This is a genomic window from Stenotrophomonas mori, assembly GCF_023556335.1.
Classification (GTDB): domain Bacteria; phylum Pseudomonadota; class Gammaproteobacteria; order Xanthomonadales; family Xanthomonadaceae; genus Stenotrophomonas; species Stenotrophomonas mori.
On sequence record NZ_JAIKTS010000003.1, the window covers coordinates 390,960 to 411,479 of the forward strand.

The window sequence follows — 20,520 nt, forward strand, 5'->3', positions numbered from 1 at the left end:
GACCGATCCAATGATCAGGAAATGGGGTAGTCAAACACTGCTAAAGAGGTATTTTTAGAGACAATACCCCATTTATAAACTATGATTACCCCATTTACACAGCCTGGGCTTACATTTCCATGCACTCGCTCACACCCGAGTACCTTGCCGCGCTTCGCTTCGATGGCACCCAGGCTGCCACGTTGCGCACACTGGGCGAGTACCAGGGTAAGCAGCAACTCTACGCCGCGCAGTCGCCCGAAGCCCTCAAGGGTCTACGCCAGATCGCAGTGGTGGAGTCCACCGAGTCGTCCAACCGGCTGGAAGGTGTTGTCGTCGCACCCTCGCGGCTGAAGTCTCTGGTCACCCGCAACGCAACGCCAAAGAGCCGTTCCGAACAGGAGATCGCCGGCTACCGTGATGCCCTGGCGCTGATCCACGAGTCCGCTGCGCACATGCCCTTCAGCGAAAGCGTTGTGCTGCAACTGCACACTCTGCTGTACCGCTACACGCCGCAGGCGGGCGGGCACTGGAAGACCACCAATAATGACATCATTGAGCGTCACCCGGATGGCACTTCGCGTTTGCGCTTCCAGCCGGTGGCTGCGCATCTCACGCCGATGGCCATGGCTGATCTGACAGGGCGCTACGCCATCGCGCTGGACCAGCACCTGGCCGACCCCCTGGTACTTGTGCCGCTGGCGATGCTCGACTTTCTGTGCATCCACCCTTTCCCGGACGGAAACGGTCGCATGTCCCGCTTGTTGACCTTGCTGCTGCTCTACCACTTCGACTATGCCGTGGGTCGCTATATCAGCCTGGAACGCATCTTCGAGGATACCAAGGAAGGCTATTACGAGATGCTGGAAGCCAGTTCGCAGGGATGGCACCAGGGGCAGCACGACGTAAAGCCCTGGCTTGATTACATCTGGGGCGCCTTGCTGCGGGCTTGTCGTGAGTTCGAGGAGCGTGTCGGCACCGTCGAGCGGGGGCGTGGCAGCAAAGGCGAACGGGTGCGGGCGGAAGTCCTAGGGCGCACTCTGCCGTTTTCGATTTCCGAGGTTGAAGAAGCTTGCCCAAGTGTGAGTCGGGACATGGTGCGATTGGTGCTGCGAGCGATGAAAGCAGAGGGTTTGATCGAATCAACGGGCAAGGGACGCGGGGCGAAATGGATCCATCTCGTTGACGTACAGGACGCCACAGAAAACAGAGGGCCGGTATCCAAACAAGCAGGCCGGCAACAATGATGGATATTGAAGTGACAAGCACCGAACAGAAGACTAACCGCTTTATCAGCAAGCTCGAAGCCGTGGGAGGTTCCGCCGGGAACCAGCGGCTCCGAGAGGCGTTGGGGTGGCAAGAATCCACCTATGACAGCATCAAGCAGCAACTGATTGAGGAGGGGCGGATCATTCCCGGTCGAGGGCGCGGCGGTTCGGTTGCCCTGGCTACGACAGCCTATACGGCCAACAAAAAATCAGCGACATCGTTGGAAGTACGCGAAGCCCCCGTGCCGTACCTGAAGACGAAGACGAGAGCAGATTCGTCATCGCGGGACCGAGCGACTGCTATCCCAGCCGCCAAGACGCTTACTCCACGCAACGGTGTGGTCAAGAAATCCGACCTCTACAGCTCCATCTGGGCCTCCTGCGACGAACTGCGCGGCGGTATGGACGCCAGCCAGTACAAGGACTACGTGCTGTTCATGCTGTTCATCAAGTACATCAGCGACAAGTACGGCAACAGCGACGACTTCGCTCCGCCCGTGGTCATCCCGCCCGGAGCGTCGTTCAAAGACATGGTGGCGCTCAAAGGCAAGGCCGACATCGGCGACAGGATCAACACGCAAGTCATTCAGAAGCTGATCGACGCCAACACCAAGCTGGCACGCAGCGACTTCCCCGACTTCAACGACCCCAACAAGCTTGGCGAAGGCGCGGCCATGGTCGAGCGCCTGGGCAACCTGATCGCCATCTTCGAAAAGCCCGAGCTGAACTTCGCCAACAACCGCGCCGACAACGATGACCTGCTTGGCGATGCCTACGAATACCTGATGCGCCATTTCGCGCAGGATTCCGGCAAGAGCAAGGGCCAGTTCTACACGCCGTCCGAGGTCAGCAGTGTCATTGCCCAGGTGATTGGCATCTCGCACGCCAACACCAAGGCTTCAACCACCGCGTATGACCCGACATGCGGTTCCGGTTCGCTGCTGCTGAAAGTGGCCGCCGAGGCAGGCCGGCAGATCACCCTGGAAGGGCAGGAAAAGGACGTGACCACCGCCGGCCTGGCGCGGATGAACATGATCCTGCACGACTTCCCCAGTGCCACCATCCTTAGCGGCGACACACTGGTGAACCCCAAGTTCAAGGATGGCGAACAACTGCGCGCCTACGACTATGTGGTTGCCAATCCGCCGTTTTCCGACAAGAAATGGTCCACCGGCCTCAACCCGGCCAACGACCCGTACCACCGTTTCGCCTGGGGCGAGCCGCCCGCCAAGCAGGGCGACTACGCCTACCTGCTGCACATCATCCGCAGCATGAAGGCCACCACCGGCAAGGGTGCCATCATCCTGCCCCACGGCGTGCTGTTCCGTGGCAACGCTGAAGCCCACATCCGCAGGCAACTGGTGCGTTCCGGCATCCTCAAGGGCATCATCGGCCTGCCTGCCAACTTGTTCTACGGCACCGGCATTCCTGCCTGCATCCTGGTGCTGGACAAGGAAAACGCCAGCGCCCGCAAGGGAGTCTTCATGATCGACGCCAGCAAAGGCTTCATCAAGGACGGCCCCAAGAACCGCCTGCGCGCGCAGGACATCCACCGCATCGTCGATGCCTTCCGCCGTAGCGCAGACGAGCCGCGCTATGCCCGCATGGTGCCGCTGGACGAGATCGCCAGCGAGAAGAACGACTACAACCTCAACCTGCCGCGCTACATCGACAGCAGTGAGCCGGAAGACCTGCACGACATCGACGCGCACCTCAACGGTGGCATCCCCGAGCGCGACATCGGCGCCTTCGCCGCTGACTGGCAGGAAATGCCTGCCCTGCGCCAGGCGCTGTTCGAGGCCGAGCGCCCTGGTTATGCGCGACTGCGCCAGCCGATGGCCGAAGTGCGTTCCGTCATCCTCGCCCACCCGCAGTTCCAGCAATTCCGCAGCAAGGTCGAAACCCTGTTCGGCAAATGGCAGCAGGCCGTCATGCCGCTGCTCACCGGCATCCAGCCCGGCGACAAACCCAAGGCGCTGATCGCGCAGGTCTCTGAAACCCTGCTCACCACCTTCCACGCCGCGCCGTTGCTCGATCCCTACGACATCTACCAGCACCTGATGGACTACTGGGCCGAAACTATGCAGGACGACGCCTACCTGATCGCCGCCGACGGCTGGATGGCGCTGCCCCGGCGCATCGTGGAAACCGACAAGAAGGGCAAGACCAAGGACAAGGGCTGGACCTGCGACCTTCTGCCCAAGCCATACATCGTCGCCCGCTACTTCGCCGACGAGCAGGCTGAACTGGACGCGCAACAGGCCGAGCTTGAAAGCATTGCCAGCCAGATCGCCGAACTGGAAGAAGAACACGGCGGCGAAGACGGTGCCTTCGCAGGTTTCGACAAGATCAATGCTGCGCAGGTGAAAGATCGCCTCGCCGAAATTGGTGATGACGCCGACAGCGCCGATGAACGCGCCGTGCTCAAGCAGTGGCAGCAACTCAGCGCCCGCGAAGCCGCACTGAAGAAAGCCGTCAAAACGCTGGACGCTGAACTCGACCGGCAAGCCCATGACCACTATCTCACCCTCAGCGAAGCCGAGGTCAAAACGCTGGTGGTGAAAGACAAGTGGCTGGCACGCCTGCAAGCCGATGTGCAGCAGGAACTGGAACGCATCTCACAAACCCTGGCCCAGCGCATCCGCGAGCTGGCCGAACGCTACGACACCCCGCTGCCCAAGCTGGAAGATGATGTGGTAGCCCTCAGCGCCAAGGTGGAAGCGCACCTGAAGAAGATGGGGGCGGTATGGAAGTGAAACCGGGATACAAACAGACGGATGTGGGGGTGATTCCGGAGGATTGGTCGGAGGTGAACATCACGTCTGTAGCAAGACTTGAGAGCGGACATACTCCAAGCAGGAAAAAACCGAACTACTGGAACGGTGCCGTACAGTGGATATCACTGCACGACACGGGAAAATTAGATTCCTTAGAAATATATTCCACTACGCAAACAATTACTGAAGATGGATTGAAGAATTCATCTGCTCGCTTGTTGCCCGCTGGAACAGTGGCTTTTTCTAGAACAGCCACTGTGGGGAAGTGCTGTGTAATGGCTAGAGCCATGGCGACTAGCCAGGATTTTGCTTGCTATGTTTGCGGACCATCGTTAAATAACCAATTCCTTGTTTACCTATTCCGAGGAATGGATCGTGTGTGGCGCGGCTTGATGGCCGGTAGCATCCACAACACCATCTACATGCCTGTATTCAAGGCATTGAAAATTCCACTTCCTCCGGTTAAGGAACAACGCGCCATCGCCACCGCCCTCAGCGACATGGACGCGCTGCTGGACGGGCTGGATCGCCTAATCGCCAAAAAGCGTGCCATCAAACAGGCCGCCATGCAGCAACTCCTCACCGGCCAAACCCGCCTGCCGGGATTCAGTGGGAAGTGGGAGGTGAAGCGGTTGGGAGATGCGCTTGCTATCAAACATGGGAAAAGCCAGAAAGACGTAGAAGCAAACGACGGCGCATATCCAATCCTAGCAACGGGCGGGCAGATAGGCTTGGCATCTCAGCCTATCTATGGAAAGCCATCAGTGCTGATAGGAAGAAAGGGAACAATCAATCAGCCGCAATATATGGATAAGCCGTTCTGGTCAGTAGATACGCTTTTTTATTCTGAGATGAAGAACGGCAACATAGCCAAGTTCTTCTATTACAGATTCTGCCTTATTGACTGGATGCAATATAACGAGGCATCAGGCGTTCCAAGCCTCAATGCCAAAACAATCGAAGGCATCGAATGTGCATGCCCTGATCCAGAAGAACAAGCCGCCATCGCCGAAGTCCTCAGAGACGTGGACACCGAAATCGCCGCTCTCGAAACCCGTCGCATCAAGACCCGGGCCCTCAAGCAAGCCATGATGCAGGAATTACTAACTGGTAGGACGCGGCTGGTATGAGTATGTTGAACGATGCCTATGCTTACAGGGGAGCCTCGTGACTGACAAGAAACGCATTGCTGATAACGAGTCGGTAGCCAAGATGCTTGGACTCATTCAAGGCGCCAGCGCTATCGAAAGCCTATGGCAGACTTTCCCGTTACTTCAGCAAGCGTTCCCGCGACGCTCGGATTTTTCAGAAAAGCTCGTGGAGCTGAAAGAACAATCCAAGATTCTCCTGTTGCCTGATCGTTTCAACGAAATCTTTACTTCGTCAGGGTGGATTGCTTATGAGTCCATGAGCCTGGAGGTGATGAAGAAAGCCATAGAAACATTCGAGGCGCATGACATGGAGGCAGCGGAAGATTATCTCGCCAGCACCTACGATGCCGACACCCTGAAATGGGGCATTTTACGATTCAATGGACATGATGATTTCAGGAAAAGGATGCGCCTCGTCGAGCTCGCAAAAGAGGACTATCTGGCGGAGCGTTACCACGCCTGCACACCGTTGTTGCTGAGTTTGATGGATGGCTTGGCCAACGATGTTTCCCGGCATGTGGGGCTCTTTGCTGACAATGCAGACTTGACTGCATGGGATTGCATAGCGGCACACGAGTCAGGGCTTCAGGCTTTGGTGACGCTAATGACCAAAGGCAGGGGTAAGACAAACGAAGAATCCATTTCCGTTCCATTCCGCCACGGCATTCTTCACGGACGGGAACTGGCATTCGACAACCGTATCGTAGCTGCGAAGACGTGGGCGGCATTCTTCGCAATACGGGATTGGGCTGGGGCGCTGGCCGAAGGCAAGAAGACCCCGACACCAAAGCAAGAACCAACCTGGGGCGAACTGCTTCAGTCGCTGAATAAAACACAGGAAACCAAGCGACTTCTCGATGCCTGGAAGTCGAGAGAAAAAGAGAATTTTGCATACCTTCCCTGCGATGGATTATCGCCCTCACTGCCTGAGAATTCGCCAGAACGCAAGGTGGCCGAGTTCATGGAAAACTGGAGGCTGGGGAGGTTTGCTCCGCTGGCTGACTCGCTTTCCCACACCTACGATATGGCGATGGGAAAGAAGGCCGGAGAAGCAAAGCAGGATTTCGGAAAGTACAAGGTTGTTTCGTTTCAGATCGTAGACGTGGAGGACCGCACGCCTGCCTACTCCACCGTTACCATCTGGGCGACATTCAGCGCCGAAAATAAAGTTTTCGAAGAGGTGCTGAAAGTGTCGGCGGGCTATCAGGATGGAAAAGGATTGCCCATGTGCCGTCTGGAGTCAGGCGGGAAATGGGCGCTGGTTCAGAACTCATTTCGCAGTGTGATCTACAGGAATGTCCAATAAGGGAAACAACGGATAACAAAGAAGATGAAAAGCCGATGACCGACAAACCAATCTCCCTAACCTCCACCCCGCAAGGCTACGCCGACTGGCTGGCTGACCTGAAGGGCCGCATTCACACCGCCCAGCAGCGTGCGGCGCTAGCGGTCAATCGGGAACTGGTGAGCCTGTACTGGCAGATCGGTCGCGACATCCTGGCACGGCAGGCCGAGCAGGGTTGGGGTGCCAAGGTGATCGATCGGTTGGCGCATGATCTGCGCACGGCGTTCCCGGAGATGAAAGGTTTTTCGCCGCGCAACCTCAAGTACATGCGTGCGTTTGCCGAGGCCTGGCCGGATGCTGAAATTGTGCAGCAGGCTGCTGCACAATTGCCCTGGGGTCACAACTTGGTATTGCTGGATCGCCTGAAAGCGTCAACGGAGCGCCTGGCCTATGCCCGCGCCGCCATCGAACATGGCTGGTCGCGGAATATGTTGAACATCCATATCGAAACCCGCCTGCTGGAGCGCACGGGCAAAGCCGTTACCAACTTCGTTCAGCGCCTGCCCGCGCCGCAGTCCGATCTGGCCATTGAGTCGCTGAAAGACCCGTACCGCTTCGATTTTCTTGGCCTGGGCGAGGAAGCACAGGAACGCGAGATCGAGAGCGCGCTGGTGCAGCATGTCACCGATTTCCTGCTGGAGCTGGGTGCGGGCTTTGCCTTCGTCGGGCGGCAAGTGTTGCTGGACGTGGGCGGCGAGGAGTTCTTCATCGACCTGTTGTTCTACCACCTCAAGCTGCGCTGCTACGTCGTGATCGAACTGAAGGCAGGCAAGTTCAAGCCTGAGCACCTGGGACAACTGGGCTTTTACCTGACGGCGGTGGATCGGCAGGTGAAGCACGCGCAGGACAATCCGAGCATTGGCCTGCTGCTGTGCAAGAGCAAGAACAAGGTGGTGGCCGAGTACGCCCTGGGCGACAAGTCGCAGCCGATGGGCATTGCCGAATACAAGCTGGTGGAATCCCTGCCGCAAGAGCTGCAAACCAGCCTTCCCACGATCGAACAGATCGAGCGGGAGCTGGGCAACCCAGTGGATGATGGCGCCGAGGAATGATGTGATGACCCAACCCATGCCGCGCTCCGAGCGCAACAGCCAAAACCGCGTGGCGCGGCTGTTCACCACCCCACTGGCCGATGGCGGCCTGGGCTACGAACACTTGGGCAACTGGAGCAAGCGCGACCACAACCGCGCCATCGAAACCGCGCTGCTGCGCGCCAATCTGGCCGCTCGCGGGTACTCGTCTGCTCACATCAGTGCCGCCTTGCAGAAGCTGGAAGTCGCGGTGGATGTCACCGGCATCACGCCCTATCAGGCCAATCTGCGCACCTACCAGTTACTTCGCTATGGCGTGCCGGTGCAGATCGCGGCGGGCCAATCGCATGAGACAGTGCAGTTGATCGACTGGGCGCAGCCCGAGCGCAATCACTTCGCCCTAGCCGAGGAAGTGACGCTGCGGGGCGGGAGCACCCGCCGGCCGGACATCGTGTTGTACATCAATGGCTTGGTGGTAGCGGTGATCGAGCTCAAGCGCAGCTCGGTCGATGTGGGCGATGGCATTCGCCAGCTCATCAGCAATCAGGAAGAAACCTTCAATCAGGGCTTCTTCAGCACCGTGCAGTTGCTGCTGGCGGGCAGCGATGCGCAAGGCTTGCGCTACGGCACCACCGGTACACCAGAACAGTTCTTCGTGCAGTGGAAGGATGAACAACCGCCAGCCATGGCAACAGCGGGCGTGCTGCTGGATCGTCCGTTGACCCAGATGTGCGAGAAGGCGCGGTTGCTGGATTTGATCCGCAACTTCGTGATCTTCGATGCGGGTTTCAAGAAGGTGCCCCGGCAGCACCAGTACCAGGGCATCAAGGCTGCGCAGGAACGCATCGCCAAACGCGAGGGTGGCGTGATCTGGCACACCCAGGGAAGCGGCAAAAGCATCCTGATGGTGCTGCTGGCCAAGTGGCTGCTGGAGCATGACCCACAGGCGCGGGTGCTGGTGGTGACCGACCGCGACGAGCTGGACAAGCAGATCGAAGGCGTGATGCGCAATGCCGGGGTGATCGGCGAGGGATCGGCTCCCCCGCGCATCACTTCACGTGCAGACTTCGTGCAAAAACTCGGAGCTACCACCCCGCGCTTGTTGTGCGCGCTGATCCACAAATTCGATGCGGTCGACCTCAAGGGTGTGCCACCGCCTATCCATGGGCGTTTCTATGTGTTCGTGGACGAGTGCCACCGCACCCAGGGCGGCAACATGAACAAGCAGATGAAGCGCTGGCTGACCGACGCCATCTTCATCGGCTTCACCGGAACACCGTTGTTGCGTAAGGATCGGCAAACCACCCGCGAAGTGTTCGGCACGTATATCCATACCTATAAGTTCCACGAAGCGGTGACCGACAAGGTGGTGCTGGATCTGAAATACGAGGCGCGAGATGTGCCGCAGCGGCTGACCTCACGCAAGGCCATCGACGCTTGGTTCGAGAAGAAAACACGCGGGCTGAACAACTTTCAGAAATCCATCCTGCGCAAGCGTTGGGCCACGATGGAAGAGCTGATGAGCGCCAAGGAACGCAAGGATCGCATCGTTGCCAACATCATCGAGGATTTCAGCCTTAAGCCTCGTCTGGACAATGATCGCGGCACGGCGATTTTGGTAGCGGCTTCGATCTACGATGCCTGCCATTACTTCCGGTTATTCCAGAACACGCATTTCGGCCCCTATGTGGGCATCATCACCTCATACGAACCCAACCCGGTTGCTATCTCGAAAGAATCGGCCGGCAGCGACGAACGCTACAAATACGACACCTACAAGCAGCATGTGCTGCGTGCCGACCAGACCACCAAAGAGTACGAAGACGAAACCAAGCGACGCTTCATCGAAGAGCCTGCCAGAATGAAGCTGCTGATCGTGGTCAGCAAGCTTCTCACCGGTTTCGATGCACCCAGTTGCTCCTACATCTACCTGGACAACGAACTGCACGACCATAACCTGTTCCAGGCCATCTGCCGTACCAACCGGCTTGACGGTGACGACAAGGACTATGGCCATATCGTCGATTACAAGGAGCTGTTCGGTGACGTGCAGCAGGCCATAGCGGTATACAGCTCCGACGAACTGGACATCGACGCGGGCAATGGCGGCGACAACAACGTTCATCTGAAGAACTGGCTGGAAGAAGGCCGCAAGCAACTGGACGAAACCCGTGAAGCACTGCACTACCTGTGCGAGCCGGTACCGCAGCCGCGTGAACTGGAGCAATTCATCCACTACTTCTGCGGCCATGCAGGTGATCCGGGGGCACTGCTGGAAAGCGAGGCGCTGCGTATTGCCTTCTACAAGGCGGTGGCGACCTATCTGCGTGCCTTCGCGGACATCGCCCAGAACCTGACCGAGGCGGGTTACTCAGACAGCGAAGCCGACACCTTGCGGCGGGAGTCCGAGTTCTATGCCGAAGTGCGTTCGGCCATCAAGCATTACAGCGGCGAAGAGCTGGACATCAAGCCCTACGAGGCCGACATGCGCCACCTCATCAATACCTATATCCAGGCCGAGCCAGCGCAGGTATTGGGAGACTTGGCCGAACTGTCGCTGACCGAGCTGATCATCGAGACCGGCATCCACGATGCCATCGCCAAGAAGCTCAATGAGAAGGGCAAGCTGTCGAAGAACGCCATTGCGGAAACCATCATCAACAACGTCCGCAAGACCATCATCCGAGACCGCCTGACCGATCCGCGCTTTTATGAGCAGATGTCCAAGCTGCTCGATGACCTGATCCAGCAAAGCCGTGAAGGCACCGAGGCCTACGAATCATTCCTGAGCAAGGCGGAAGACATCCTGAAGAAGCACCGCGCGAAACAACACGACATCGACGAACCTGCCATGTTGCGCGGCAATGCAGGTGCGCTGGTGATTTATCGCAATTTGCCTGACATCATTTCCAGCGATGTGTTGCCCGATACGGATGGTGTAGTCAAAGAGCCACAAGCCGAATACGGAGACCCGTTGGCCTTGCTGGCGCTGAATATCGATCGTGTGATGCGTGACGAAGCCCCGGCAGGATGGCGTGGCGACGAAGCCAAGGAGCGTATCGTGCAGAATTTCCTGCACCCGTTGACCGGACGCAACCGTGAGGCCACGCTCAAACTATTCGATTTGCTGAGAAATCAGCCGGGCTACTGATGGTGCAGACGCACATACGTCTGGGGGAACTGGACATCGCCGTCACGTTCAAGGCCGTGAAGAATGTCCATCTTTCCGTGCATCCGCCCAAGGGTGCGGTGACGCTGGTGGCCCCGATAGGCACGCGGCTAGAAGTTGCTCGTGCCTATGCTGTTTCCAAGCTGCGTTGGATTCGCCAGCAACAGGCGCAATTGCAGGCACAGTCCCGAGAAACTCCTCGCCAGTTCGTTGCCAGGGAAAGCCATTACGTTTGGGGACGTCGCTATCTGCTCTCGGTGCTGGAGCGAGATGCCCCGCCCACGGTGAAGATGGATCACCGTCGCATCACCTTGTCTGTGCGCCCCGGCTCCGATGCCGCCAAGCGCGAAGCCATCTATCAACGCTGGCAACGCGGTTTGCTACACCAGGCCATTACACCCCTGATCGAATACTGGGAGCCACGTATCGGCGTAAAGGTCAATGGCTACTTCCTGCAACGGATGAAGACCAAATGGGGTAGTTGCAATCATCGCCAGGCCCACATTCGGCTCAACACGGAACTGGCCAAGAAGCCTCGTGACCTGCTTGAATATGTGATCGTGCATGAAATGATCCATTTGATCGAGCCTACGCACAGTGAGCGGTTCATATCGTTGCTCACTCGACACTATCCTGCCTGGCGGGATGCTCGTGCGGAACTGAATGCGCTGCCGCTGGGACAGACGGTTTGAATATTGCTACCGGCCAAGATAAATCGAGACTACACCGACTCGCCCATGCCCTAGTTCAAGACTGATATGCAGTCGAACCTGGCGGTCTTGTAGGCGTTGTTCAGCAGACATGGCCGAAGAATGAATTCCCCCGGCCACAGGCGCCTTCCACCCCATCAGCATCTCATACCGCATCTGCGCATACCGATGCCGCAGCCCGTGCATGTTGCTCAACCCCGCCGCCTTGCACTGGCCGTCGTAAACATGCCGCTGCTGGATGTAGGTCTTGTGCGCCGGGATCAGCGAGCCCGACCCTGCCAGCCGATGAGCTTCGTCCAGCACCGCACGCTGCTCCGGCGTCGTGATTGGCACCGTCCGATCACGCCCGCCTTTTGCCCATGATCCTTTGATGGCGATCTGGTCGCCACGGTCGGCATAGCGGGGTTGGAACTTGATGGACTCCTCCCGCCTCAGGCCGAAGGCAGCCTGTAAACGCAGGCTCATGAGGACATGAGGGTCGGTGATCCTGTCCAACCTATCGCCCAGCTCCTTGGCCTTGTTTTCATTGGTCACATAGCGGCGGTCAGGGATACCCAGCCTGGTGTTGTCCGTTGGTAGGATGCCTGCCTTGCCGACCTTCTCGGCCCACCAGCGCAGATGCGCCATGCGGTTCTTGATCGTGCCAGCCGACAGGCCTTCAGCTTGCCAGCGCTGTAACAGAGCTTCGACATGCTTGCCCTTGAGCGAGGTGGCCCGCATCTGGCGGAAGCCTGCTTCGCGCAGTTGGCAGGCGGCCAGGGTCAGCGACCGTTGCCGGTCGGCCTGTGTGTTGTGGCTGCCGTCACGGTTACGCTGGCAAAGCTGCCGCAGGGTGTAGGTCAAGTCGTCCATCTTCCGGCCTCCAAACAAAGCGCCGTACTGCGTTGTCCTGAAATTCAGTGGTTAGTGTTGGTGCCAACTCGCCAAGGCGAGATCCCGTGAGGGCAAGGGCATGGTGTTCAGGAGACACCAGGGCCTCGAATGAGGCGTCCGTCTTGCTCCCTGCTGGAAGCCCGGACGGAGGTACTACAAGACGAAAGTGTTGTGAACGTGGACAAGCCCTCCTATGAGGTGAGTGGGATGAGAAATGCAGCGGCAGCCCTGTGCGTTGCGCACAGGCAATTGCCGCAAAGGACAGTGCGCCAGGCGGCGCGGTAGGGATGAGTTCAAACAGACGAAGAAGGCTCTGCCCTGGGTAGGGCCGGTATGCGGTCGGAGCCTGGGCATACCTGGGGTGGCTCCACCCTGTCGGGTCAGCGCTTGCAGGAACCTGCGCTGTTGGGGGTGCCGATGTACGAAGCCCATCGGTCTTGGCAACTGCCCGGTCAATGTAGTGCGGACATCATCATGTAGGCCGCACGCAATAGGAACTGGCGTTCGCCCGCATTGTTTGCGGTGTTGCGCGGGGCGTCACTGCGGCATGCAGTGACGCCCCGTTTCGCGGCAGCATCTACTGCTACGCAGGATGCGGCTGCCATCCCTTGGCCTGCATTGCCTGCGCTGCGATGTCCCCAGCGTTCGTCGAGGTGTTCATGATCTTGCGGATGTTGGCGATGTGCGCCAGGGCGGTTTCACGCGATGCCGGTTGCGCAGTTGGTGCCGGGTGGGCTTCGGTGCGCGGTGGAGCTGCAGGCCGATTCTCGGCAGTCCGCGGGGTGGCAGACGCCTCCTTGCGTCCTGCCCACAGACGGAACTCGCCCGCAAAAACGCGCTTCACCAAGGCGAAGAAATAGGCCACGACATTGCGCACGGTGCCGCTCTGGCTGCGTGCCTGCAACTCGTCGAGTACTTCCTGTCGATGCTGCGGCGGCAGCCGCCGCAAGGCAGCCTGCACTTCCTTTTGCTGATCTGCCTGGGCATTGCTCAGGCAAGGCGGCAAGCTCACCGACTGAGATGCCGGATCGCAGTCGCCTTCGCGCGCGCGGTACGTACGTTCTTTTTTATACATATACGTCTTATACGTACTGCCCTGCTCAGCCGTCATGTGGCAGGCGTGTTTGGTCTGTTGCGGAACAGGCGTGCTGCCAGCGGAATCGCCAGGAAATGGCCGTGGGGCGGCTGCCTCGTTCGCCTGTGACGGCGGCGTCGGGGGCAAATCATCGTCATCGTCGCGCTGATCGTGGGCCGCAATGGAAGCGGCTTCAGGTGCCTGCGCCAACGTTGCCTGAATGTGGACGGCCACCCGATCTACCTGGCTGTTTTCGTGGCCGATGGAGGCTTGCAGAAGCGCGGACAGACTGGCATCGAGCGCGCAGGCCTGCTGGAAGTGCTGGGCGCTTTCGTGAACCTGATACAACTCGCTGAGCACATGGCCGGTTAGAGGATCGCGGTGCTGGCCTACCAAGCTGATCCAGCCTGTCAGCCGAAGCACAACGAGGACGCGCCGGGCCGTCTCGTAGCCGGCCCTCTGCCCCAGCGGGGTGGAAGTGAGATAGCGGCGCAACTGCCCCAGATTCGCCAGTGGGCTGATGCCCTCGGCAGTGCGCAGCATGCGCAGAACCTGCCAGCCATTGCGCTCCAGCGGCGTGAGGCGGGCATCGAGCATGAGCGAGGCAGGTGTAGCGAACAGGGCATCTTGCCCCAGCGAGTTGTGGCGGGTGTGGTGGTCTGCCATGAGCGTTCTCCAAGGTATGGGCCACAGCGGCCCGTTCCCCTGCATCTCATCGCGTACCGCTCCATGCGTCAGCCAACAATGCGGTCTGGGCCATACCCGGTTTGTCCGGCAGGTGCAGCGCTGGCACCAGCATCCAGACTGATCTATCATTCCGATAGCCCCTTGGGGGTACAACTGGGGGTACTTCCAGCGATTCCCGCAAAGCCCGTGACGCGATTTCCTCGCGAAACCTAGCATTCACGGCCCTTTGCCGACCGATCAACGTTTAAACGTGTGATCAACGTCTGATCCGGCACGTCCGGCAGGAAGCGCAAGGGCCCCGCATCGCGGGGCCTTCGCGTTTGCGGGGTACGGTGTCCCGACCGCGGGGCCGGGGGCGCCGCCCGTCCGCGTGGAGGCCCTGCGGCGGTGCCGGCCGGTGCCGGCACATGCGCCGCGAGGACCATGGCGGGGACAGGCCGGGCCGGTGAGGCATCCGCCCCCGGAACGCACCAGGGCCCGCGGTGCGGGCCCTGGTATCGGTTGCGGCGATGGAGCGTCGGGTCCTACAGCGGCGTGCCCCCCAGTTTCCAGGTGACCTGCACGAAGTAGCTGCGGCCGATGGCGTCGAACCACGAGGTGTTGTAGTACGGATACGCGCCCCAGGTGGCATCCCGAGGCGGCATCTTGTCGAACAGGTTGTTGATCGACAGCGACAGGCGCAGGTGGTCGTTGATGTCGTAGCGCGCGCCGGCGTTGAAGCGCCAGGTGGCGCGGGTCCAGGCATCGTTGCTGTAGTTGGCGACGCGGCCCAGGTAGTCGCCGAACAGGCTGGCGCCCCAGGCCTCCCTGTCCCAGGTCACGCCCAGGTTGGACTTGACCCGCGGCAGGGTGGTGTCGCTGAAGGTGACCGCGAGCATGTCCTCGGTGGGGTCGCCCGGGTACTGCTGGCGGGTGTGGCGGTGCGCCCAGGTGTAGCTGCCGCTGAAGCGGAAGTTGCCCGCGGCCGCGGTCTCCAGCCGGTAGCCGGCGGTGACGTCCACGCCCGAGGTCTCTTCGCGGGCGATGTTGATCGGCGCGAAGTGGATGCTGGTGAGGTCGCCGTTGGCGTCGCGCTTCACCCGGGCCAGGGCGTCCACGCAGGTCGGCGAGTTCGCATCCACGGCCGCGCCGGTGTCGGTGACGCCCAGGCGGCAGTTGGCCTCGGTGATGCGCAGGATCTCGCGGTCCTGCGACAGCACCTGGTTCATGACCTTGATCTTGTAGTAGTCCACGGCCAGGTCGAGGTTGGCGACGGGCGACCACACCAGGCCGGCGGTGAACGACTTGCTGGTCTCCACGTCCAGGTTCCGGTTGCCGGCGTAGACGTCCAGGGTGTTGGCGTCCCAGCCGCCATTGTCCCAGCACGTCCCGTTGCCGAACCCGGGCTGGTCGCGGCGGCACTGGTAATAGTCGGTGGAGACCTTGCGGTAGTAGTCGTCACCGGCGAACAGGTAGTGCATGTCCGGCGCGCGGAAGCCGGTGCCGTAGGAGCCGCGCACCAGCAGCGTGTCCAGCGGGCGCCATTCGAGGCCGGCGCTGTAGGTGAACTTGCCGGGCGCGCGGTCGCCGAAGCTGTAGCGGTCGTAGCGCCCGGCGAGGCTGGCCTGCAGGCTGGAGAGCAGCGGGACCCGCAGCTCGCCGGCGGCACTCCAGCGGTTGCGGCTGCCGCGTCCGTCGCCGTACTGCGGGCCGTAGTAGGCGTCGGCGGTGAGCGCCAGCGGGTCGGGGCGGATGGCGTAGTTCTGGTGCCCGTACTCGACCACGCCGGCGAAGCCGACGTCGCCCGCCGGCAGCGAGAACAGGGCCGGCGTATCGGTGGTGAAGCTGACGTTGTCGTTCTTGGCCTCGGGGCGGAAGTGCGACATCGCCGCGATGGAGGCGAACTCGGACGGGGTCAGCGGCTTGAACAGGCGGGCCGGGTCGGCGTCGTAGACCGCGTAGCCGTCGGCGTCGTAGCCCAGGCGGTCGCCCAGGAACAGGCGGTTGGCGGCGTCGGCCTTGATGCGCGGCATCTTCACGTCGGCCTTGTACTGGGAATGGTTGTAGGCCGCCTCCCAGTTCCAGCTGTCGCCGAACAGGCCCTTCAGGCCGGTGGTGACCGCCAGCGTCTTCTGGGTGGTGGTGTTCATGCGGTTCGCGAGGTTGCCGACCTCCTCCGGGCTGAACTGGCGCTGCCAGATCTCGTAGCCGCCGGTGCGCGCGTTGTAGAACACCTTGTCGTTGTTGTCGGTGGATGCCGGGTCGTGGAACTCCCAGCCCATGTTGTCGCTGACCGCCGAGCTGCTGCCGTTGCCGGTCATCAGCTTGACCTCCTGGCGGCCGAGCTGGACGTCGGCGAACCAGGAGAGGTTCTCGCCGAAGCGGTACTCGAACGAACCGTAGGCGGTGGCGCCCTTGCGCTCGTTGTTGATGGTGCGCTGCGCGGTGACCCGTTCGCTGCCGCAATAGGGCTCGCCGTAGAGGTCCTCGGCCAGGTGGGTGCTGCCCTGGTTGAGGCCGGCCATGCCGGCGCACTGGTCGCCCGGGTCGAGCGCGACGTCGGCATCGACGTCGTAACGGCGTGCCACCAGGGTGGGCAGGCGGCTGCGCGGGGTCGGCCCGTCGAGCGTGGAGTCCTGCACCTTGCGCCGGGTGCCCCAGACCGGGCGCTTGTTCATCAGCTCGACACCGATGATGCCGCTGAAGTCGCCGTCCTCGAACCCGGTGGTCAGGGTCAGGTCGTGCGATTCGCCACCGCCGCGGCTGGTGTCGCCATAACGGTAGTCGAGGGTGGTGCCGTCGGCGGACTTCTTGAGGATGAAGTTGATCACGCCGGCCATCGCGTCCGAGCCGTAGACGGCGGAGGCGCTGCCGGTCAGGACTTCAATGCGGTCGATCATGCCCAGCGGGATGTTGCCGATGTCGGTGAAGTTGCTCTTGCCTTCCAGCGGCAGCGGGAAGTCGGCGACGCGGCGGCCGTTGATCAGCACCAGGGTGTGGTTGGGGCCGAGGCCGCGCAGGTCCACCGCCTGGGCGCCGGGAGTGGACTGAGCGCTGGTGGTGTTCTGCTGGCCCTGGGTGTAGCCGTTGTTCTGGCTGAGCGAGCGCAGCACATCCGGCACGCTGGTGAAGCCGGCGGCCTTGATCTGCTCGGCGTTGACCACCGTGACCGGCGCCGGCCCTTCCAGCTGCGCGCGGGGAATGCGCGAGCCGGTGACCTGCACCGTGTCCAGCTGCCGGGTCGCGTCGTCGCCGCCGCTCTGCGCCATGGCCGATGCGGGGAGGGCCATGCCGAGCAGGGCCAGTTGGATTGAAGCCACCATCGCGTTCTTGCGCATGCATCTGTTCTCTGCTGAAAGACCTTGCGGAAGCGTCCGGCCGATCCTTGGCAGAGGCTGCGGATTGCCCGCCGCATACATGAACGGGCGACAACATCTAACACGGTTTTTACATTCTTGACCACTGCCTGAAAGTCTGGCATCACCCAGCGGATCTTTGGCGGACGATGGCGGGAGTGCGGCATGGGAATCAGGACCCCCCGGTGGGGATGGGCGCTGGCGGCGCTGGCGCTGCTGGGCATGGCCGCAACGGCGGCCGCGGACGGCGGCCGGCGGGCCCCGGAGCAGGGCTACCGGTACTACGACGTGGGCGACCTGGAGGCACCGCGGCCCGGGCGGACCGAGCCGGCGCTGCTGTTGATGGGCGGGGGCGACTGGGTGCCGGAGGCCATGCACTGGTGGGTCGAGCGGGCCGGCCATGGCCGCGTGGTGATCCTGCGCGCCTCCGGCGACGATGCCCTGCAGAAAGAGCTGTACGAGGACATCGGCGGGGTCACCGCGGTGCAGACACTGGTGTTCGACAGCCGCACCGCGGCGGACGACCCCAGGGTGCTGCGCATCGTCCAGGAGGCCGATGCGATCTTCCTCGCCGGCGGCGACCAGGCGCGCTATGTGCGTTTCTGGAAGGGCACCGCCCTGAACCGGGCGCTGGACGCGCACGTGGCGGCAGGCAAGCCGATCGGCGGTACCAGTGCCGGGCTGGCGATCCTGGGCCGCTACAGCTACGGCGCGATGGACGGCGGCAGCGTCGACTCCAGGACCGCGTTGTCCGATCCGACTGGCAGCGAGGTCACGATGGAGACGGACTTCCTGACCATGCCCCACCTGTCGCGGGTGGTCACCGACACCCATTTCGCCAAGCGCGAGCGCCTGGGCCGGCTGATCGCCTTCGTCGCGCGCGCGGCCGCCGACGGGGGGCGGGACGATATCGTCGGGCTCGGGGTCGACGAAGACAGCGTGCTGTGCGTGGAGGCCGACGGCCGTGGCCGGGTGCTCTCGCTGGTCGATGGGCATGCCTGGCTGGTGATGCCGGGGCATGCGCCGGAGCGGCTGCGCAGTGGCGAACCGCTGTCGTTCCGGGACATCCCGGTGATCGGCGTCGGGGCCGGCAGCCGCCTGCAGCTGGACGGTTTCAAGGTCGAATCGCCGGCCTTCACCGCGGTGGCCAATGTCGTGGACGGCGAGCTGCACCTGCGCCCGGAGTGATCGCCGCCGCGGGAGCGCAGGGTGGCCGGCGCGGCGCTCCATGGGCGGTGCGGCGTGCGGAAAGACGCGCGGCATCTGTTCACGGCCCGGAGGGCATGCCTAGAATCGGGGCAACTTTCCAGGGTGACGACACATGAAGCTGACTTCCGCGGTACTGCTTGGCCTGGCCTCCCTGTCCACCGGCGCCGCCGTCGCCGCGCCGGCGTCCCCCGTGCTGGTGATCCACGGCGGGGCCGGCGTGGAGCGCGGCGACCTGGACGCGGAGGAAATGCGTGCCGCGCGCAGTGCGCTGGAGGCGGCGCTGCGCAAGGGGCATGAAGCCCTGGCCGCCGGGCGCCCGGCCCTGGACGCGGTGACCGCCGCCATCACCGTGCTGGAGGACGATCCGTCGTTCAACGCCGGCCGAGGCGCGGTCTTCACCCACGACGGCAAGAACGAGCTGGACGCCTCGCTGATGGACGGCGCCAGCCTGCGCGCCGGTGCGGTGGCCGGCGTGCACACGGTCAAGAACCCGATCCTGCTGGCCCGCGAGGTGATGGAGCATTCGCCGCACGTGATGATGATCGGGCAGGGGGCCGAGATGTTCGCCACCGAGCGCAGGCTCGAGCAGGTCGATCCCTCCTACTTCCGCACCGAGAAGCGCTGGCAGCAGCTGCAGCGCGCGCTGCGCGAGGAGGCGGCCGGGCAGGCGCATGCCGACCTGGAGACGGCCAAGCATTTCGGCACCGTCGGCGCGGTGGCCCTGGACGCCCAGGGCAAGCTGGCCGCGGGCACCTCCACCGGTGGCATGACCAACAAGCGCTACGGGCGCGTGGGCGACTCGCCGGTGATCGGCGCCGGCACCTATGCCAGCGACGGCTGCGCGGTGTCGGGCACCGGCTGGGGCGAGTTCTACCTGCGGCTGGCGGCCGCGCACGAGATCTGCGCACGCATGAAGTACCTCGGCGAGACCCCCGCGCAGGCCGGCGAGGAAGTGATCGTCAAGGGCATCCCGGCGCTGGGCGGGGACGGTGGCGCGATCGTGCTGTCGGCCGACGGCCGGGCCGCCACGCCGTTCAACACCCAGGGCATGTACCGCGGCTGGATCGGCGCCGACGGGGTTCCGCACGTGGCGATCTTCGAGGACGAGGCCCTGGCGTTGCCGGGGCAGTGAGCGCGCGCAGGCGGAAAGCAGGGATTTTTCATCGAATGTGAAAAATCCTGTTGACAGTCCAGGGAGCCATCACCACAATAGCGGGCTCTTCCATCCCTGACCGGTTAGGCCAAGGTCAACGACACGGGATGGAGCGGAGGGATACCCAAGCGGCCAACGGGGGCAGACTGTAAATCTGCTGGCTTACGCCTTCGGTGGTTCGAATCCACCTCCCTCCACCAGTTTTATGTTGTGGCTGTTTCCCGGTGCGGGAGTAGTTCAATGGTAGAACCTCAGCCTTCCAAGCTGATGGTGCGGGTTCGATTCCCGTCTCCCGCTCCATTGAATGAATTTGGAAACATGCCATAATGCAAAGCTCGCTCACGTAGCTCAGTCGGTAGAGCACCTCCTTGGTAAGGAGGAGGTCGAAGGTTCGATTCCTTTCGTGAGCACCATCTTGATGAAAGTGCCATAACCAACCAGTTACCGAGAAGAAGCAGCCATGTCCAAGGGTAAGTTCGAACGTACCAAGCCGCACGTCAACGTGGGCACCATCGGCCACGTCGACCATGGCAAGACCACGCTGACCGCTGCTCTGACCAAGGTCGGCGCCGAGCGCTTCGGTGGTGAGTTCCACGCCTACGACGCCATCGACAAGGCGCCGGAAGAGAAGGCGCGCGGCATCACGATCTCGACCTCGCACGTCGAGTACGAATCGCCGAGCCGCCACTACGCCCACGTGGATTGCCCGGGACACGCCGACTACGTCAAGAACATGATCACCGGTGCGGCGCAGATGG

General features: G+C 61.8%; 13 protein-coding genes and 3 tRNA genes. 13 read left to right on the forward strand and 3 right to left on the reverse strand.

The genetic code is table 11. From position 1 onward, the window contains the following. Nucleotides 1-119: 119 nt before the first annotated feature. The 7 genes from K5L01_RS11250 to K5L01_RS11280 are packed head-to-tail and all read left to right on the forward strand — an operon-like array spanning nucleotide 120 to nucleotide 11,412. A complete protein-coding gene (locus K5L01_RS11250) occupies nucleotides 120-1,226 on the forward strand; it encodes a Fic family protein (protein WP_250064586.1) in 1,107 nt (368 codons plus the stop codon). Next, nucleotides 1,226-4,003: a type I restriction-modification system subunit M gene (locus K5L01_RS11255; RefSeq protein WP_250064587.1), complete on the forward strand. Its 2,778-nt coding sequence runs from the start codon at nucleotides 1,226-1,228 to the stop codon at nucleotides 4,001-4,003. The genes K5L01_RS11250 and K5L01_RS11255 overlap by 1 nt, the downstream gene beginning before the upstream one ends. Then, nucleotides 3,994-5,154, forward strand: a complete 1,161-nt coding sequence (locus tag K5L01_RS11260; protein ID WP_250064588.1) for a restriction endonuclease subunit S — start codon at nucleotides 3,994-3,996, stop codon at nucleotides 5,152-5,154. The genes K5L01_RS11255 and K5L01_RS11260 overlap by 10 nt, the downstream gene beginning before the upstream one ends. A gap of 37 nt (nucleotides 5,155-5,191) precedes the next feature. Further along, nucleotides 5,192-6,481, forward strand: coding sequence for a hypothetical protein (locus K5L01_RS11265; RefSeq protein ID WP_250064589.1), 1,290 nt, complete (start codon nucleotides 5,192-5,194; stop codon nucleotides 6,479-6,481). A 35-nt stretch (nucleotides 6,482-6,516) separates the two neighbouring features. Next, nucleotides 6,517-7,572, forward strand: coding sequence for a PDDEXK nuclease domain-containing protein (locus K5L01_RS11270; protein WP_250064590.1), 1,056 nt, complete (start codon nucleotides 6,517-6,519; stop codon nucleotides 7,570-7,572). Between the two features lie 4 nt (nucleotides 7,573-7,576). Continuing rightward, nucleotides 7,577-10,702 carry a type I restriction endonuclease subunit R gene (locus tag K5L01_RS11275; RefSeq protein WP_250064591.1) on the forward strand — a complete coding sequence of 1,042 codons (3,126 nt, stop codon included), beginning with the start codon at nucleotides 7,577-7,579 and terminating at the stop codon, nucleotides 10,700-10,702. After that, on the forward strand, nucleotides 10,702-11,412 hold the full coding sequence (locus tag K5L01_RS11280; RefSeq protein ID WP_250064592.1) for a M48 family metallopeptidase: 711 nt from the start codon (nucleotides 10,702-10,704) through the stop codon (nucleotides 11,410-11,412). The genes K5L01_RS11275 and K5L01_RS11280 overlap by 1 nt, the downstream gene beginning before the upstream one ends. Nucleotides 11,413-11,418: 6 nt before the next feature. On the opposite strand, the gene K5L01_RS11285 is transcribed toward K5L01_RS11280, so the two are convergent. The 3 genes from K5L01_RS11285 to K5L01_RS11295 form a co-directional block, all read right to left on the reverse strand. Then, a complete protein-coding gene (locus tag K5L01_RS11285) occupies nucleotides 11,419-12,282 on the reverse strand; it encodes a phage integrase N-terminal domain-containing protein (protein ID WP_250064593.1) in 864 nt (287 codons plus the stop codon). Nucleotides 12,283-12,886: 604 nt separating this feature from the next. Next, a complete protein-coding gene (locus K5L01_RS11290) occupies nucleotides 12,887-14,044 on the reverse strand; it encodes an STY4528 family pathogenicity island replication protein (RefSeq protein ID WP_250064594.1) in 1,158 nt (385 codons plus the stop codon). A 545-nt stretch (nucleotides 14,045-14,589) separates the two neighbouring features. Next, nucleotides 14,590-17,367 carry a TonB-dependent receptor plug domain-containing protein gene (locus K5L01_RS11295; RefSeq protein ID WP_336254129.1) on the reverse strand — a complete coding sequence of 926 codons (2,778 nt, stop codon included), beginning with the start codon at nucleotides 17,365-17,367 and terminating at the stop codon, nucleotides 14,590-14,592. Between the two features lie 198 nt (nucleotides 17,368-17,565). Here K5L01_RS11295 and K5L01_RS11300 point away from each other — a divergent pair, with 198 nt between their 5' ends. From K5L01_RS11300 to K5L01_RS11325, 6 genes are all read left to right on the forward strand, one after another. Next, nucleotides 17,566-18,588 (forward strand): cyanophycinase, encoded by a 1,023-nt coding sequence (locus K5L01_RS11300; protein WP_425603882.1) that lies wholly within the window; start codon nucleotides 17,566-17,568, stop codon nucleotides 18,586-18,588. Nucleotides 18,589-18,721: 133 nt separating this feature from the next. After that, nucleotides 18,722-19,741, forward strand: a complete 1,020-nt coding sequence (locus K5L01_RS11305) for an isoaspartyl peptidase/L-asparaginase family protein (protein WP_250064596.1) — start codon at nucleotides 18,722-18,724, stop codon at nucleotides 19,739-19,741. 135 nt (nucleotides 19,742-19,876) lie between these two features. Then, a tRNA-Tyr gene (locus K5L01_RS11310) sits at nucleotides 19,877-19,962 on the forward strand. A 26-nt stretch (nucleotides 19,963-19,988) separates the two neighbouring features. Further along, nucleotides 19,989-20,062: transfer RNA gene (locus K5L01_RS11315), tRNA-Gly, on the forward strand. A 37-nt stretch (nucleotides 20,063-20,099) separates the two neighbouring features. Then, nucleotides 20,100-20,175 (forward strand) — tRNA-Thr (locus tag K5L01_RS11320). Between the two features lie 47 nt (nucleotides 20,176-20,222). Beyond that, nucleotides 20,223-20,520 (forward strand): GTP-binding protein (locus K5L01_RS11325; RefSeq protein ID WP_250064597.1); only part of this gene is annotated, 298 nt, incomplete at its 3' end.